The following is a 15,439-nucleotide window of genomic DNA, read 5'->3' as shown; positions in this document are numbered from 1 at the left end:
ATGGAGAAGACCCTGAAAGCCGAACGCCGCGTTACCTCGTTGCTGCTGCTGGCGATGCTGCTCCCCACGGCGCCGTTGCTCGCGCAGCAGGTACTGCCTGCGGTTGATCCGCCGGCCATCCGCTGTGACGCCGACAATTGCCGCAACGACGAAGGACTGTTGCTGCGGATCCGCGGCGACGCGCCATCACCGCCCGCAGCCGATAGCGTGCCGCTGGCACCCTCACCGGTGGCTGCACGGGATGGCAACTTCATGTCCGAGCTGCCCAACGGGGGCGTGGTATGGGCCACGGAAGACCCCAGCATGGTGCCGCCCAGCCTGAGCGTGCAGTCAGCGGCGACGGTGCCGTTCGAGAACGGACGCCTGGTGCGCCCGCTGCGCTTCCACAGCTACAACAACTACGCCTCGTTCATTGAAAGGCTGGAGGTCACGCTGTACCGCGGCACCGACACCGATCTGGTCACCCCGCTTGCGCGCATCGACCTGCCGGCGGGCTACGTGTCCGAAGCCGAGTGGGACGCTCAACTGCCCGAGCAGATCACGCTGCGCACCGGCGATGACCTGATCTACGTGGCGCGTGCCTACGGTGCCGGCGATGCGTTCGATGAAACGCAGATCCAGCGGATCCAACTGGTCACCCCGGCCGACTTCGATCGGGGCCTGCAGGTCACCCGGGACAACGTGCAGAAGACACTCGGCCAGGCACTGGACGGTGAGAACGCGCAGGCGCTGCAGGTGAGCAACAGCATCTACGGACAGAGCCAGCTGCGCCTGCAGAACATCCCCATCCACGGATCGCGCGTACGGGTGTACGGGCGTGGACTGGAGCCGAACAGCCGGGTGACCATCAACGGGCAGAGCTTCCCGGTGGACCTGGAGCAGAAGTTCGCGGCGGAGTTCCTCGAACCGGTGGGCGCCCACCGCTACGACGTGCAGGTGGAGGCCAAGGACATGCCCAGTGCCGAGCGGCAGCTGGACGTGGAGGTGACCGGCCGTTATCTGTTCGCGGTCGCCATCGCCGATGTCACCGTGTCGAAGAACAGCGCCAGCGGCAACCTGCAGCCACTCGCCGCCGATGACCGCGATGACGACAGTTTCCTCAGCGAAGGGCGCCTGGCGTTCTACCTGAAGGGGAAGATGCGCGGCAAGTATCTATTGACGGCGCAGGCCGACACCCAGGACCGCGAACTGAAACACCTGTTCCGGGATTTCTGGGACGCAGATCCGAGCGACGTGTTCCGCCGCCTGGATCCGGATCTGTACTACCCGGTGTATGGCGATGATTCCACCACCTGGCGCGATGTCGACACGCAGGGGCGGCTGTACCTGCGCCTGGACTGGGACCAGAGCCAGGCGATCTGGGGCAACTACGCAACCGGGATCACCGGCACCGAATACGGGCAGTATGTGCGTTCGTTGTACGGCGGTGCCTTGAACTGGCGGTCGCTGGAAGCAACCCCGCTGGGCGAGGCGCGCTCGCAGTTGAAGGTGTTCGGCTCTGAAGCGCAGTCCGCGCCCGGCCACAGCGAATTCCTCGGCACCGGCGGCAGCCTGTACTACCTGCGCCACACCGATGTGCTGCCGGGATCGGAACAGGTGGTGCTGGAAGTGCGTGACCGCACCACCGGCCGCACTGAAACCCGCGCCACGCTGCAGGAAGGCGTGGATTATGAAATAGACGACCTGCAGGGGCGATTGATCCTGACCCGGCCGCTGGCGATGTTGACCCGCGAGAACGTTCGCAGCATCACCCGCGACATGCCGCTGGATGGCTACGACCAGCTGCTGCTGGTGGACTACGAATACGTGCCGCTGGGGTTCAGCAGCGATGACGTGACCATGGGCGCGCGCGGACGGCAATGGATCGGCGACCACGTGGCAGTGGGTGGCACCTGGGTGGAGGAAAACCGCAGCGGTGAGAACTACACCTTGAAAGGGGCGGATCTCACCTTGCAGGCGGGTCGTGGCACCTATGTAAAGGTGGAGCACACCGAGACCGATGCCACGGCGGCACCGGTGTTCTACTCGGACAACGGCGGCCTCAGTTTCATCCGCCGCAATCCTTACGAAGTGCAGCGATCCGGCAGCGCAACGGCGGTAGAGGCGCGCGCCAACCTGCGCGAGCTGGGCTGGACCACGCAGGATTGGAGCATGGGCGCATGGTGGCGCGACGTGGACGCGGGCTTCTCTGTCGCTCGCCAGGACACCGGGTTGGCGGTGCAGGAATACGGTGCCGAGTTCCTCGGCTACCTCACCGACGACTTCAGCCTGTACGGCCGCCACACGCGCACGGAGCAGGGCGAGCTGGCGCTTGAGCAGAGCCAGCTGACTGCCGAATGGCGGCTGGGCAACGACGGCCAGCTGACCGGCGAACTGCGTCGCGTACGCGAAGAGCAGAGCCTGCAGACCGTGGATGCACTGCTGGCGGCCATCGGCTATCGGCAGCGGTTCGGTGCATCGTGGGAGCTGTACGGCACCGGCCAGGCCACGGTGGACGATGACGGCGGCGCCTACGAGAAGAACGACCTGCTGACGTTGGGGGCGCGGTATCTGTTTGGCGACCGCAGCAGCGTGGGGGCCGAAGTCAGCGGCGGCAGCCGCGGCCACGGTGCGAAAGTGGATGCCGAGTACCGCATGGCGCCGGACCACAGCCTGTATGGCAGCTACAGCTACAGCAGCGACCGTACCGGCACTGATCCGCTGTTCGATACCGGTCTGCAGTCGGGCTGGACCCTGGGCCAGCGCTGGCGGCTGAGCAATCAGGTCAATGTGTACAACGAAAGCCAGTACCTCAAGGACCGTCGCCAGGACAACGCCGGCCTGGTCCACACCTTCGGCATGGACTTCTATCCGGCACAGGGCTGGAACCTGGGCTTCACCCTGATGGACGGCGAACTGGAATCCACCCTCGGGCGGATCGACCGCCGCGCCTACAGTGTCAGTGGCGGCCGCACCGACGCGGTGGCGCAGTGGAACAGCAAGCTGGAATACCGGCATGACTCCGGTGCCGAGCAGCGCGAGCAATGGGTCACGACCAACCGCCTGTTGTACAAGCTCAACGAAGACTGGCGGCTGGCGCTGCGCGCCAACTATGCCGACACCCAGGACCGTATCAATCCGGTAGCGGACGCCAAGCTGGTGGAAACCAACATGGGCTTTGCCTGGCGGCCGCACGACGACACCCGTTGGGCTGCTTTTGGCAAGTTCACCTATCTCTATGACGTGGCGTCGCTGGGGCAGGAAGGCGGCAACCTCTACGACCAGCGCTCGCAGATCGTTTCCCTGGAGGGCATCCGCCAGTTGGGCGCGCGCTGGGAAGTCGCCGGCAAGCTGGCGTCGCGCTGGGGCGACTACCGCACGGGTCGCGGCGAAGGATCCTGGCTGGACAGCCGCGCCGACTTCGCGGCCCTGCAGCTGCGCTATCGCCTGTTCGAGAAGTGGGAGGGGCTGGCCGAGCATCGCTGGCTGAAAGTGCGCGACGGCGGCGTCCGCAAGGGCTGGCTGCTGGGCGTGGACCGCCGCGTGGGCGAGAACTTCAAGATCGGCGGCGGCTACAACTTCACCGAGTTCAGTGACGACATGACCGAGCTGCGCTACGACCAGAAAGGATTTTTCCTGAATCTGGCCGGGTATTACTGAGGCATCCAGCGCAGCCGACGGTCGGCGTCTGAATGCCCGACAACCCTTTGTGGCTGAATGGGGCGCTAAAGCGGCTCGTTCAGCCAGTTTGCACGTCTTTTCGCCCGTATTCTTCCGTCAACCCACTGATTTGAAAGGTTTTTGTCGTGATCGATAGGGCTATCGCCACTGTCACCAAATCGCGGTAGGGTAGACGGGTAGTCAGCGCCATTGTTCTGCCAACGGAACACTGGAACTTTTTCAACCTTTAGCAGTCGAAGTATCGGACTGCTAAGATGGAACCCATGAGCCAGAACACCTCTACTGCCCTTGTGGCAAATAATCTCCCGATTCCCAGTGCGCTCGGTTCGCTGGACGCCTACATCGGTGCCGTGCACCAGATCCCGGTGCTGTCGGTCGATGATGAGCAGGACCTGGCGCGTCGTTTCCGTGATCAGACCGATCTGGACGCGGCCCGCGAGCTGGTGCATTCGCACCTGCGCTTCGTGGTGCACGTGGCCCGCGGTTACAACGGCTACGGCCTCGCATTGGGCGACCTCATCCAGGAAGGCAACATCGGCCTGATGAAGGCCGTCAAGCGCTTCGACCCGGACATGGGCGTGCGCCTGGTGTCCTTCGCCGTGCATTGGATCCGTGCCGAAATGCACGAGTTCATCCTGAAGAACTGGCGCATCGTGAAGGTCGCCACGACCAAGGCGCAGCGCAAGCTGTTCTTCAACCTGCGCAAGTCGAAGAAGCGCCTGGGCTGGATGAACGCAGCCGAGGTCACGGCGGTCGCCAAGGACCTCAACGTGTCCGAGCGCGAAGTGCTGGAGATGGAGTCCCGTCTGTCCGGGCGCGATATCGGTTTCGATGCGCCCGGCGATGAGGACGACGATCACGCACCGCCGTCGCCGGCCGCGTACCTGCGTGCCAACGAAGAAGATCCTTCGATGGCCTACGAGCGTGCAGACAGCGAAGACAACCAGCTGCAGCTGCTGCGCGAAGGCATGGCCGAACTGGATGCCCGCTCACGCGACATCATCGCCCGCCGCTGGCTGGATGCCGACAGCAAGGTCACGCTGCAGGAACTGGCCGACGAGTACGGCGTGTCCGCAGAGCGGATCCGCCAGGTCGAAGCGAACGCGCTGAAGAAAATGAAAGCGCTGTTCACCGCGTAAGCGGAGACAGTCGCTGCATACAGAAACGCCGGGCACTGCCCGGCGTTTTTCATTGCAACGCGCCCACCGTGCGACATGTCTACCGCACGATGACGCGTCTACCGGTAGCGCCGAGCCATGCTCGGCGAGCGCAGCGGCAGATCAGCGCCGCACCCGGTCCCCACACGTCGTGCAGGCCGACCCTGCACCCGCCTCAGCTCTCGCGGGCAATCGCGCGCCAGCCGATGTCATTGCGGTGGAACTCGTTCGCCCACGTCACCTTGGCCACGCCCGCATAGGCATTGGCCTGCGCGTCGCGCACGCTGTCGCCCAATGCAGCCACGCACAGCACGCGGCCACCGGCGCTGACGACGTTGCCCTGCGCATCCAGTGCGGTGCCTGCATGGAACACCTTGGCGGTGTCCGGCACAGCATCCAGACCCGAGATCACATCGCCGGTGAGGGGGGCTTCCGGGTACGGCGCAGCAGCCAGCACCACGCCCAGCGACGGACGCGGATCCCACTGCGCCTGCACCTGGTCCAGCGTGCCGTCGATGGCTGCCTGCACCAGGTCCAGCAGGTCCGACTGCAGGCGCAGCATGACCGGCTGGGTTTCGGGATCGCCGAACCGCACGTTGAACTCGATCACCTTCGGCGCGCCCTCCGCGTCGATCATCAGCCCTGCGTAGAGGAAGCCGGTGAACGGAATGCCATCGGCGATCATGCCCTGCACGGTCGGATTGACCACCTCGCGCATCACCCGGGCATGCACCTCATCGGTCACCACCGGGGCGGGCGAGTAGGCGCCCATGCCACCGGTATTCGGACCAGTATCCCCGTCACCCACCCGCTTGTGATCCTGCGAGGTCGCCATCGGCAGCGCCGTTACGCCGTCGACCATGGAAATGAAGCTGGCCTCTTCGCCGTCCAGGAACTCTTCAATCACCACCCGCGCGCCCGCATCACCGAACGCATTGCCGGACAGCATGTCGCGCACGGCGGATTCGGCTTCGTCCAGCGTCATCGCCACGATCACGCCCTTGCCGGCTGCCAGGCCGTCGGCCTTGACCACGATCGGTGCACCCTTTTCGCGTAGGTACGCCAGCGCCGCGTCCACGTCGGTGTGCACCGCGTAGAACGCGGTCGGGATGTTGTGGCGGGCGAGGAAATCCTTCGCGTACGCTTTGCTGCCTTCCAGCTGGGCGGCGGCGGCGGTGGGCCCGAAGATACGCAGCTCGGCATCGCGGAAGCGATCCACCACGCCGGCCACCAACGGTACTTCCGGGCCAACGACGGTGACCGCCACGCTCTCTGACTGCGCCAGCGCCAACAGGCCATCCAGGTCGGTGACCTTGATGTCCACGTTGCGGCACTTCGCCTCGGTGGCGGTGCCGGCGTTACCGGGGGCAACCAGCACTTCGGTGACCTGCGCGGAATGAGCGAGCTTCCAGGCCAGGGCGTGTTCGCGGCCGCCGGAGCCGATGACAAGAATCTTCATGCTGATGGGTTTCCGATACGGGGTGGGGGGCCGCCGAGCATGGCTCGGCGCTACCGGTCAGCGTCAGTGACGGAAGTGGCGCACGCCGGTGAACACCATCGCCAGGCCGGCCTCGTCGGCGGCGGCAATGACTTCGCTGTCGCGCATCGAGCCACCCGGCTGGATCACCGCCTTGATCCCTGCCGCCGCGGCGGCATCGATGCCGTCGCGGAACGGGAAGAACGCATCGGACGCCATCACCGATCCTTCCACCACCAGGTTCGCATCAGCGGCCTTGATGCCGGCGATGCGCGCCGAATACACGCGGCTCATCTGCCCGGCACCGACGCCGATGGTGCGGTTGTCCTTGGCATACACGATGGCGTTGGACTTCACGAACTTGGCCACCTTCCACGCGAACAGCAGGTCGGCGAACTGTGCCTCGGTCGGGGCCACCTTGCTCACCACTTTCAGCTCGTCGCGCGTCATGCCGCGGTTGTCCGACGACTGCAGCAGCAGACCCGAGCCCACGCGCTTGCTGTCGAAATTGTTGATGCCATCGCCATGCGGAATACGCAGCACGCGCACGTTGGCCTTCTTCGTCGCGTACTCCAGTGCAGCCGGTTCGTAATCCGGGGCGATCAGCACCTCGACGAACTGGCGGTCCAGGATCACCTGCGCGGTGGCCAGGTCCAGCGGCTTGTTGAAGGCGATGATGCCGCCGAAGGCACTGGTCGGGTCGGTCGCGTACGCAAGCTCATAGGCATCGCCGTTGCCAGCACCCACGGCCACGCCGCAAGGGTTGGCATGCTTGACGATCACGCAGGCCGGCGCATCGAACTGGCGCACGCATTCCCACGCCGCATCGGCGTCGGCGAGGTTGTTGAAGCTCAGTTCCTTGCCCTGCAGCTGCTGGAACGTGGCCAGCGTGCCGGGCACCGGGTACAGGTCGCGGTAGAACGCGCCGCTCTGGTGCGGGTTCTCGCCGTAACGCAGATCCATCACCTTCACGAAGGAGGAGTTCATCTGCGCCGGGTACTCGCTGCGCACCGGCACGGCGGCATCGCGCGATGCCACGGCGGACAGGTAGTTGCTGATGGCGGCGTCGTACTGCGCGACGCGGTTGAAGGCCGCGACCGAGAAAGCAAAACGCTTGGCTGCCGACAGCTGGCCATCCTGCGCCGCCAGTTCGGCCAGCAGCTCGTCGTACTGCGACGGATCCGTTGCCACGGCAACGCGGGCGAAGTTCTTCGCTGCCGAGCGCAGCATCGCCGGGCCGCCGATGTCGATGTTCTCAACGGCATCGTCCAAGGCGCAGTCGGCCTTGGCGGTGACCGATTCGAACGGGTAGAGGTTCAGCACCAGCAGGTCGATCGCTCCGATGCCATGCTCGGCCATCACTGCATCGTCGATACCCGCACGGCCCAGCAGGCCGCCGTGCACTGTCGGATGCAGGGTCTTGACCCGGCCGTCCATCATCTCCGGGAAGCCGGTGACATCGGCGACGTCCTTCACCGGCAGGCCCGCATCGCGGATCGCCTTGGCGGTACCGCCGGTGGACAGCAGTTCCACGCCGCGCGCGGCCAGGGCAGTCGCCAGTTCGATCAAACCGGTCTTGTCGGAAACGGAAAGCAGGGCCCGACGGACGGGCAGCAGGTCAGCACTCATGGGGACAGGGCAACGGCAGCAGGCGGGGCCGATATTGTAGGCCGTGTGCACCCCAGGGTGGGGTCAGGCGCCTGTTCCTGCGGAAAAACACGCGATCACGGCCGGCCTCAGGCCGAGATGCCGTATTCCTTCAGCTTCTTGCGCAGGGTGGCGCGGTGGATGCCCAGCATCGACGCCGCACGGCTCTGGTTGCCTTCGCAATGGTTCAGTACTTCCACGAACAGCGGTATTTCCATCTCACGCAGCACGATCTCGTACACATCGTCGGCATCGCAGCCATCCAGGTCGCGCAGGTAGCGGCGCACGGACTGGGCGACGTGTTCGCGGAGCGGAGGACGCGCAGCGCCACGACTAGTGTCAGGACGAGAGAGTACAGCGTTCAATGGGAATCCCGATCTGGAGGCCGCGCCGGAGCGGATGCTGGCGCTGGCGAAGAAGGTGGTGGCGACCAGTCTAGCGCGAGCAGCAGCCCCCTGCACGGGTGGAAGGTGGCACGACCCTCACAGGAAGTCGAAGTTGAATGCGACCGTGGACGCCGCAGGCTCCCTGACCCTGAAGCTGATCTGCGTGCTTTGTCCGGGCTCCAGCGGGGGCGCGGCCGCGCCGTCGGCGGCCAGGTAATCGGCCGGCGTGAACACGCCGGTGCCGATCACGCGTCCATCCGCATCGGACAGGGACAGACGCAGCGACGGCCAATCCTGTGCCCAGCGTGCGTCGTTGCGGACGCTGGCCTGTACCTGCAGCGCACCGGCCTGACCGGGCACCGGACGCACGTCGCGGCTCAGCATGGTGAACGCCGTCGGCTCGCGCCAGGTCGGCAGGCTGCAGCGCAGCACGCTGCACACCAGGCTGATCATCGGGCGGGTGCTGGCATCGCTGGCAAGCCGGCCCCGGTCCGCCACGGCCACCTGCAACAGCAGCACCACGGTCAGTGCGGCCACGATCAGCCACTGCCATCGGGGCGTGTGCAGCGGTGACGTGCGGCGCAGGAAAACCGGTTCGACGGGCGACGCCGCGGCTGCCACCGTGTCAGTTGCGTCAGCGTGCATCGCGATGCTGTCGCCTGCGTCGTCCGCGGACGTCGCAACGACCGCCTCGACCGCTTCCACCGAAGCGTCCGTCACCGGCACGCTGTCCGCCGATTCATCGGTCGCGTGGCGCGCAGCCGGGTCAGCATCGGTCACCGGCGGTCCTTCCTGCTGCGGCTCAGCAGCAGGACGCAGGAAAGTGGCCAACGGGCGGCGGGGCAGGGGCGGTTCGGGCATGCGAGGTGCCGGCTCGGATCGAAGGGCTATTCAATCACGTCCAGACGCGCTCAGGCGCGCCGTACGCCGGTGATGCGCATCCAATCGCCGTCCTGGGTCGCCTGCAGGTCATCGAACCACGTGGCGTACCGCTTCAGCAGATCATCCTCCTGGCCATGCAGGATGCCCGACAGGGCGATGCGACCGCCGCTGGCAACACGCGCCGCCAGCAGGTCGGCCAGCGCATCCAGGGCAGAGGCCAGGATGTTGGCGACCACGATGGGATAGGTGGCCACCGGTTCGTCCTGCGGCAGGTACACGTGCATGCGCGGCAGCTCGCCATTGCGTTCGGCGTTGTCCGCCGTGGCGATCAGCGCCTGCGGGTCGTTGTCCACGCCGATCGCTTCGGCCGCGCCCAGCTTCAGCGCAGCCAGCGCCAGGATGCCCGAGCCGCAACCGAAGTCGAGCACCCGCTGGCCCTGCAGCAGGCCTTCGCCCGCCAGGCCATCCAGCCAACGCAGGCACAGCGCGGTGGTGGGGTGGGTGCCGGAGCCGAAGGCCAGGCCCGGATCCAGCCGCACCACGGCTGCATCGGCGGCCTGCGCGGCCTCGGGCAGTTCGTGGTTCCACGGCACGATCCATGCACGCTGGCCGAACGGCATCGGCGCGAACTGGTCCAGCCAGACGCGTTCCCAGTCCTGGTCTTCCACCGCTGCGAAGCTGACGGTCGACCAGTCCAGGCCATCATCGAAGGCTTCCAGTGCGGCCAGCAGCAGCAGACCGTCGGCGTCGTGCGGGAACAGCGCGCTGAGCACCAGCGCGTCCCACATCGGGGTCTCGCCGACGCCCGGTTCCAGGATGGCCCGCTCGTTGCTCGTGTCGGCCTGCGCATCGAGCAGGGTCACCGCCAGCGCGCCTACATCCTCCAGCGCGTTCTCGTAGCGGGGCTGGGTGGCTTCGGTGCAGCGCAGGGTCAGTTCCAGGAACGGCATGGTGGCAGGCGTAGTCCGGCAAAGAAGGGAATGCTAGTCGATCCGGCCCGCGCACCGAAATCTCCTGCGATTCTGAGACTGAATCGCGGTACCCGGACAAGCACGCATCCCCTTGCTAGACTCGCGACCTTGCCTTGCGAGTCAATGGCTTGTAACCCGATGGCGTCCGTGCCTGCCCTGAAAACCTGGTTGTTCGTTCTGCCTGCCGTGGTATTGCTCGGTGCGGCAGGCGTGCGCATGGGCGATCACCTGAAGCAGGCTGACGGATCGGCGGCCATGGCGATGGAACAGGGCACGGCGCCGCAGCAGGACACCGCACAGGCGACGCCGTCGCTGCCCGCCGCATTGGCGCGCCGCCTCGCCAGCGAATCCACGGTCAACAGCGTGCCGTCGGGGCTGCCGCTGGACATCCGCGCGGACATCGAAGGCGATACGGATCTGTTTGCGTATGCGCAGCGGCTGCGCTGGCAGGCCGACAGTGGCAACGTCGAAGCGCGCTGGATGCTCAGCCGCGTGTACGACTACTGCAGCCAGTATGCCAATGATCCGGGCGGGTACCAGTTGGACAACACGGTGCTGAACGGCATGGGCGAGCGCGCGTCGACGGCCATGGCATCGGCCCGCCAGCGCGTGGCCGCGCGGTGTGGTGGTTTCGTGGCCAGCGATGGCCTGGGCTACCCGTTGGTGTTCGCCCAGCGCCGTCAGGCCGCCCAGGCCGGCAACCTTGCCGCCGAGGCATCGCTGCTGGCTGACGGGCAACCGCTGCAGACCGATGAAGACTATCGCCGCGGGCTGGTGCAGCGCGTGCGCGACTCACACGATCCAGAGGCCTACATGGCGCTGGCGCCGGCGATGGGCATCCGCGCATCGGGCGACCGCGCGATGACCGGGCTGGTGGCAGGCGAGGCGTTGAGCGAACTGGCGTGGCGCGTTGCCGCCTGCGAACTGGGCATGGCCTGCGGCAGCGACAGCGTGCTGATGAACAGCTTCTGCGCCAACGGCGGCATCTGCAGCCAGCAGACCGACCAGGATTTCACTGATTTTGTTTATGACGCTGCGGTATCGCGGCAGGGTGCCGAGAAAATGACCGAATGGGTCGAAGAACTGATTGGAAAGAGGAAAGGGCGATGAACTACCGTCGAGTCCTGCACGGTGCGAAGTTCTGGTTCTGGGTGGCGTTGTTCGTGGCCTACTCCGCCGGTGCGGTGGGGCTGCTGATGATCGATACCCAGGAAGACCGTTATCGACGATTGTCTTCGGTGGAACTGACCAAGGTGCAGTCCACGCCGGATGCGCGCCGCAGCGGTGCCAGCCAGGTGGCCGCCGTGTACCGCGCGCAGAGTGGCATGCCGTTCAATTCGTTGCCGGCCGGCAGCACCTTCCAGGTGGTCTGGCCCGATGGCTCGACCGAGACGATGATGATCGTCGACCCGACCTCGCCCAACGGCGTGCGTCCGGTACCGGGCAGCCAGATCGCCGCAGACCCCCGTCCGTAAGACGGGGGCGTGATACGCAGCGCCGAGCCCCGCTCGGCGCTGCCATCGGCTTACGTCAGCGCAATCGACTTCGTCTTGCGCTCGTTCAACCGCTTTTCCAGGTAATGGATGTTCTGCCCACCGGCCTGGAAGCCCTTGTCGCGCATGATGCGCTGCTGCAGGGCCACGTTGGTCTTGATGCCATCCACCACCATCTCGCTCAGCGCCACCCGCATGCGGGCAATGGCGGTTTCGCGGTCCGGTCCGTGCACGATCAGCTTGCCGATCATCGAATCATAGTTCGACGGCACGCGATAACCCGCATAGATGTGGGTGTCCACGCGCACGCCCGGGCCACCCGGTGCATGGAAGGCGGTGATCTGGCCCGGACTCGGTACGAACGTTTCCGAATCTTCCGCGTTGATGCGGCATTCGATGGCATGGCCGGTCAGCACGATGTCGCTCTGCTTGATCGACAGCTTCTGGCCCGCGGCGATCTTCAGCTGCTCCACCACCAGGTCGATACCGGTGACCATCTCGGTGACCGGATGCTCCACCTGGATACGGGTGTTCATTTCGATGAAGTAGAAGTTGCCGTCTTCGTACAGGAACTCGAAGGTGCCGGCGCCGCGGTAGCCGATGCGTACGCAGGCTTCCACGCAGACCTTGCCGATCTGCTCGCGGGCTTCGGCACTGATGCCCGGTGCCGGCGCCTCTTCCACCACCTTCTGGTGGCGACGCTGCATCGAGCAGTCGCGCTCACCCAGGTGGATGGCGTTGCCCTGGCCGTCGGCGAGCACCTGGATTTCCACGTGACGCGGATTCTCCAGGTACTTCTCCATGTAGACCTCACCGTTGCCGAACGCGGCCTTGGCTTCGCTCTTGGTGGTTTCGATGGAGGTCTTCAACGATGCTTCGGCATGCACCACGCGCATGCCGCGACCGCCGCCACCGCCGGACGCCTTGATGATGACCGGGTAACCGATCTCGCGGGCGATCTTGGTGTTGGCGACGATGTCATCGCCCAGCGGACCACCCGAGCCCGGCACGCACGGCACGCCGGCAGCCTTCATGGCACGGATCGCTTCCACCTTGTCGCCCATCAGGCGGATGGTGTCTGCCTTGGGGCCGATGAAGATGAAGCCGGATTCTTCGACACGTTCGGCGAAGTTCGCGTTCTCCGACAGGAAGCCGTAGCCCGGATGGATGGCCTGCGCGTCGGTGACTTCCGCCGCGGCGATCAGTGCCGGGATGTTGAGGTAGCTGTCCGTCGATGCAGCGGGACCGATGCAGACCGACTCATCGGCCATGGCCACGTGCTTGAGGTTGCGGTCGACCGTGGAGTGCACGGCCACGGTGCGGATGCCGAGGGTATGGCACGCGCGCAGGATGCGCAGCGCGATTTCCCCTCGGTTGGCAATGACGATTTTATCGAGCATGGTCTGCCCCTCAGCCGATCACGAACAGGGGCTGGTCGAATTCCACCGGCTGGCCGTTCTCGCCGAGGATGGCGACGATCGTGCCCGACGCATCGGCTTCGATCGGGTTGAACATCTTCATCGCTTCGATGATCGCCAGGGTCTCGCCTGCCTTGACCTGCTGGCCGATGCTGACGAAGGCCGGCTTTTCCGGCGACGACGACGTATAGAACGTGCCGACCATCGGCGAGCGCAGCACGTGGCCTTCCGGCAGTGCGTTGCCTGGCTTGGCGGTGCCGCCGGTGGAGGCTTCGGTCGGGGACTGCATCGGCATCGCCGGGGCAGCGGCCGCTGCCGGGGCCATCATCATCTGCGGCGGCGTGGCCGCCATCTGCGCGAAGGTGCCGACCGGTGCGCGCGACAGGCGCACGGATTCTTCGCCTTCCTTGATCTCGATCTCGGCGAGGTTGGACTCTTCCAGCAGGTCGATCAGTTTCTTGATTTTGCGCAGATCCATGGGGGCCTCTTTGTTTTTGATTATCTGGGGTGGGAAGGGCGCAGGCGCCCGTTCGGATTTCAGACGCTGGACAGCCGCTGTACGGCGGCATCCATCGCGTAACGGTAGCTGTCGGCACCGAAACCGCAGATGACGCCGATCGCCTTGTCACTGAAATAGCTGTGCTGGCGGAAGGGCTCACGCGAATGCGGATTGGACAGGTGGATTTCGATGAACGGCACGTCCACGGCTGCCAGCGCATCGCGAAGGGCGACGGAGGTGTGGGTGAACGCGGCCGGGTTGATCAGGATGAAGGCGGTGCCATCGGCACGCGCGGCCTGTATGCGGTCCACCAGCACGTGCTCGGCGTTGGACTGCAGGCTTTCTACTGTGTGGCCTGCCGCCGCGCCCTGCGCATGCAGCGCCTGGTCGATCTGGGGCAGGGTGGTGTGGCCATAGACCCCCGGCTCGCGCGTACCGAGCAGGTTGAGGTTGGGGCCGTGCAGGACCAGCAGTTTCGCCATGGGAGCCGAACAACAGGAAAGGGCGGCAGTCTGGCGGAAGCTGGAGTTGATGTCCAGTTCGGCGAAGTTGTGCGCGTTTCAAGCGATTGTTTGAATGCAGGCGTGCTTGTGTGGGTGCGGCGCGCTGCTCGTGTGTGCGGCTCGGCATAGTTGGTGGGAATTCCCACCAACTATGACGCGCGCTCACCATAGTTAGTGGAGATAGGGCCGCTATTGGCCGAAAGCGGACCCGGCAGATTAGGGGTGAGATATCGGCAGCTGGGTGACCAAAGATGAGCTTTTCGGCGAAACCTGGTTAATCAGGTACAGGCGACACCGTACTTTTACTGGTTTCCCCTGCGTAGAACACCAGAGGCGGGCGCTCTGTACATACCCCAGCATCGTGGCATCGGCCCACCGCACGGGAACTGCCATGGCAGACCAAACGCTCCGTTCGCCCACGGCCGCATCAGATGAATCCGCAGGCCCTATGCCGGGCACGCGACTGACTGAAGCCTATGCCCGATCGGCGGCGCGAGACGTGTACTTCTGGGCACATGGCCGATGGTGAACATTTACAACCGTCGGGTGAACTTCCAGTCACTCCCTGGCCCGGGCCGACTGGGAGGGGTCCTGTCGGCGGCGCCCCCAACCAGCTGAGCATGCTGACCGACTATGTCGCACCGAGCGAACGTGAGGTGGCGTGCCCCAATCAGGACGCAGTGTATGGCGGCGGCCCACTGGCGTTGGACATTGAACCGGTCGTCCTGCAAGTGCCGCATTTCGGCACCCGCTTCTGGGTGTACCAGGTGGTCGACACGCGGACCGACAGCCTCGCCGAGCTGGGTAGCATGTACGGAACTCCGCCGGGCTTCTACCGCTGGTGAGCCCGAATTGGGCAGGTGAAGTACCCAAACAGATCAACCGCGTCTTCCGCAGCACCACCTTCAGTGGCTACGCCATCCCGCGTGTATTCCTTGATGACACTGCGAAAGATCGCCAACAGGTGCAGGTGCTGTTGAGCCAGATCGACATGTACCCGCTGTCGCAGTTCGATGGGCGCATGAAGACACGCGAGTGGAGCGGTACGCCGGACTTCTCCGCGCCGCCGCCGCAACCGGATGGCAGCGAAGCGCCCAAGGTGGATCCGGTCACGTTCTGGGACGAACTGGCCACGGTATTGGCCGACACCACGCCGCTTCCCGGCGAGCAGGCCCAGTACGGCAAGGCGCTGGCACTGGTCGATGCCGCCGCGCGTGACCCGGCCCTCAAGGCGGCGATCTGGCTGTCATTCTGCGGTGCGCTGACGCGCACTCGGAGCGGCTTAGGGCGCGACATGGTGGAGCTGTCCGCCAAGGGCACCAAGTAGCTCAGGGCGATGCGGCTGA

The 15,439-nt window shown here is 65.5% G+C and carries 14 protein-coding genes; 6 read left to right on the top strand and 8 right to left on the bottom strand.

The annotated features are described in order from the left end of the window. Nucleotides 1-3,639: a hypothetical protein gene (locus IFT65_RS14705; protein ID WP_192082048.1), complete on the top strand. Its 3,639-nt coding sequence runs from the start codon at nt 1-3 to the stop codon at nt 3,637-3,639. Nucleotides 3,640-3,923: 284 nt separating this feature from the next. Next, complete coding sequence (gene rpoH / locus IFT65_RS14700) at nt 3,924-4,799, top strand: RNA polymerase sigma factor RpoH (protein WP_192082047.1); 876 nt, start codon at nt 3,924-3,926, stop codon at nt 4,797-4,799. Nucleotides 4,800-4,992: 193 nt separating this feature from the next. On the opposite strand, the gene purD is transcribed toward rpoH, so the two are convergent. The 5 genes from purD to prmA form a co-directional block, all read right to left on the bottom strand. Beyond that, nucleotides 4,993-6,276, bottom strand: a complete 1,284-nt coding sequence (purD, locus tag IFT65_RS14695) for a phosphoribosylamine--glycine ligase (RefSeq protein ID WP_192082046.1) — start codon at nt 6,274-6,276, stop codon at nt 4,993-4,995. A 63-nt stretch (nt 6,277-6,339) separates the two neighbouring features. Beyond that, nucleotides 6,340-7,923 (bottom strand): bifunctional phosphoribosylaminoimidazolecarboxamide formyltransferase/IMP cyclohydrolase, encoded by a 1,584-nt coding sequence (purH, locus tag IFT65_RS14690; protein WP_192082045.1) that lies wholly within the window; start codon nt 7,921-7,923, stop codon nt 6,340-6,342. Between the two features lie 107 nt (nt 7,924-8,030). Further along, complete coding sequence (gene fis, locus IFT65_RS14685; RefSeq protein WP_188325209.1) at nt 8,031-8,306, bottom strand: DNA-binding transcriptional regulator Fis; 276 nt, start codon at nt 8,304-8,306, stop codon at nt 8,031-8,033. A gap of 117 nt (nt 8,307-8,423) precedes the next feature. Then, complete coding sequence (locus IFT65_RS14680) at nt 8,424-9,188, bottom strand: DUF3426 domain-containing protein (RefSeq protein WP_192082044.1); 765 nt, start codon at nt 9,186-9,188, stop codon at nt 8,424-8,426. Nucleotides 9,189-9,238: 50 nt separating this feature from the next. Further along, nucleotides 9,239-10,159, bottom strand: a complete 921-nt coding sequence (gene prmA, locus IFT65_RS14675) for a 50S ribosomal protein L11 methyltransferase (protein WP_188325207.1) — start codon at nt 10,157-10,159, stop codon at nt 9,239-9,241. Nucleotides 10,160-10,318: 159 nt separating this feature from the next. Here prmA and IFT65_RS14670 point away from each other — a divergent pair, with 159 nt between their 5' ends. Together IFT65_RS14670 and IFT65_RS14665 are read left to right on the top strand one after the other, a co-directional pair. Continuing rightward, complete coding sequence (locus IFT65_RS14670) at nt 10,319-11,290, top strand: hypothetical protein (protein WP_192082043.1); 972 nt, start codon at nt 10,319-10,321, stop codon at nt 11,288-11,290. Further along, the gene (locus IFT65_RS14665) at nt 11,287-11,655 is read left to right on the top strand and encodes a hypothetical protein (RefSeq protein WP_192082042.1); all 369 of its coding nucleotides are present in this window, start codon (nt 11,287-11,289) and stop codon (nt 11,653-11,655) included. Before IFT65_RS14670 ends, IFT65_RS14665 begins: the two co-directional genes overlap by 4 nt. 50 nt (nt 11,656-11,705) lie before the next feature. Here the strand turns inward: IFT65_RS14665 and accC are convergent, their stop codons facing one another. The 3 genes from accC to aroQ are packed head-to-tail and all read right to left on the bottom strand — an operon-like array spanning nt 11,706 to nt 14,072. Further along, nucleotides 11,706-13,073 (bottom strand): acetyl-CoA carboxylase biotin carboxylase subunit, encoded by a 1,368-nt coding sequence (accC, locus tag IFT65_RS14660; RefSeq protein ID WP_188325204.1) that lies wholly within the window; start codon nt 13,071-13,073, stop codon nt 11,706-11,708. A 10-nt stretch (nt 13,074-13,083) separates the two neighbouring features. Next, nucleotides 13,084-13,569, bottom strand: a complete 486-nt coding sequence (gene accB, locus IFT65_RS14655) for an acetyl-CoA carboxylase biotin carboxyl carrier protein (RefSeq protein WP_188325203.1) — start codon at nt 13,567-13,569, stop codon at nt 13,084-13,086. A gap of 59 nt (nt 13,570-13,628) precedes the next feature. Next, nucleotides 13,629-14,072, bottom strand: a complete 444-nt coding sequence (aroQ, locus tag IFT65_RS14650; protein WP_188325202.1) for a type II 3-dehydroquinate dehydratase — start codon at nt 14,070-14,072, stop codon at nt 13,629-13,631. Between the two features lie 497 nt (nt 14,073-14,569). Between aroQ and IFT65_RS18920 the strand changes: the two genes are divergently transcribed. Further along, nucleotides 14,570-14,938 carry a DUF1254 domain-containing protein gene (locus IFT65_RS18920; protein WP_342365898.1) on the top strand — a complete coding sequence of 123 codons (369 nt, stop codon included), beginning with the start codon at nt 14,570-14,572 and terminating at the stop codon, nt 14,936-14,938. Further along, nucleotides 14,935-15,420: a DUF1254 domain-containing protein gene (locus IFT65_RS14640; protein WP_192082040.1), complete on the top strand. Its 486-nt coding sequence runs from the start codon at nt 14,935-14,937 to the stop codon at nt 15,418-15,420. The genes IFT65_RS18920 and IFT65_RS14640 overlap by 4 nt, the downstream gene beginning before the upstream one ends. Nucleotides 15,421-15,439: the final 19 nt, after the last annotated feature.

The organism is Stenotrophomonas sp. CFBP 13725 (assembly GCF_014841935.1).
Classification (GTDB): domain Bacteria; phylum Pseudomonadota; class Gammaproteobacteria; order Xanthomonadales; family Xanthomonadaceae; genus Stenotrophomonas.
The sequence above is the reverse complement of the archived record's forward strand: the minus strand, read 5'-3'. Positions and strand labels throughout refer to the sequence as shown.

What these genes read in the sequence shown, in the direction of transcription:
- IFT65_RS14705 (WP_192082048.1), top strand. Translation starts at nt 1, where the DNA reads ATGGAGAAGACCCTGAAAGCCGAACGCCGCGTTACCTCGTTGCTGCTG.
- rpoH (WP_192082047.1), top strand. Translation starts at nt 3,924, where the DNA reads ATGAGCCAGAACACCTCTACTGCCCTTGTGGCAAATAATCTCCCGATT.
- purD (WP_192082046.1), bottom strand. Translation starts at nt 6,276, where the DNA reads ATGAAGATTCTTGTCATCGGCTCCGGCGGCCGCGAACACGCCCTGGCC.
- purH (WP_192082045.1), bottom strand. Translation starts at nt 7,923, where the DNA reads ATGAGTGCTGACCTGCTGCCCGTCCGTCGGGCCCTGCTTTCCGTTTCC.
- IFT65_RS14680 (WP_192082044.1), bottom strand. Translation starts at nt 9,188, where the DNA reads ATGCCCGAACCGCCCCTGCCCCGCCGCCCGTTGGCCACTTTCCTGCGT.
- prmA (WP_188325207.1), bottom strand. Translation starts at nt 10,159, where the DNA reads ATGCCGTTCCTGGAACTGACCCTGCGCTGCACCGAAGCCACCCAGCCC.
- IFT65_RS14670 (WP_192082043.1), top strand. Translation starts at nt 10,319, where the DNA reads ATGGCGTCCGTGCCTGCCCTGAAAACCTGGTTGTTCGTTCTGCCTGCC.
- IFT65_RS14665 (WP_192082042.1), top strand. Translation starts at nt 11,287, where the DNA reads ATGAACTACCGTCGAGTCCTGCACGGTGCGAAGTTCTGGTTCTGGGTG.
- accC (WP_188325204.1), bottom strand. Translation starts at nt 13,073, where the DNA reads ATGCTCGATAAAATCGTCATTGCCAACCGAGGGGAAATCGCGCTGCGC.
- accB (WP_188325203.1), bottom strand. Translation starts at nt 13,569, where the DNA reads ATGGATCTGCGCAAAATCAAGAAACTGATCGACCTGCTGGAAGAGTCC.
- aroQ (WP_188325202.1), bottom strand. Translation starts at nt 14,072, where the DNA reads ATGGCGAAACTGCTGGTCCTGCACGGCCCCAACCTCAACCTGCTCGGT.
- IFT65_RS18920 (WP_342365898.1), top strand. Translation starts at nt 14,570, where the DNA reads ATGCCCGATCGGCGGCGCGAGACGTGTACTTCTGGGCACATGGCCGAT.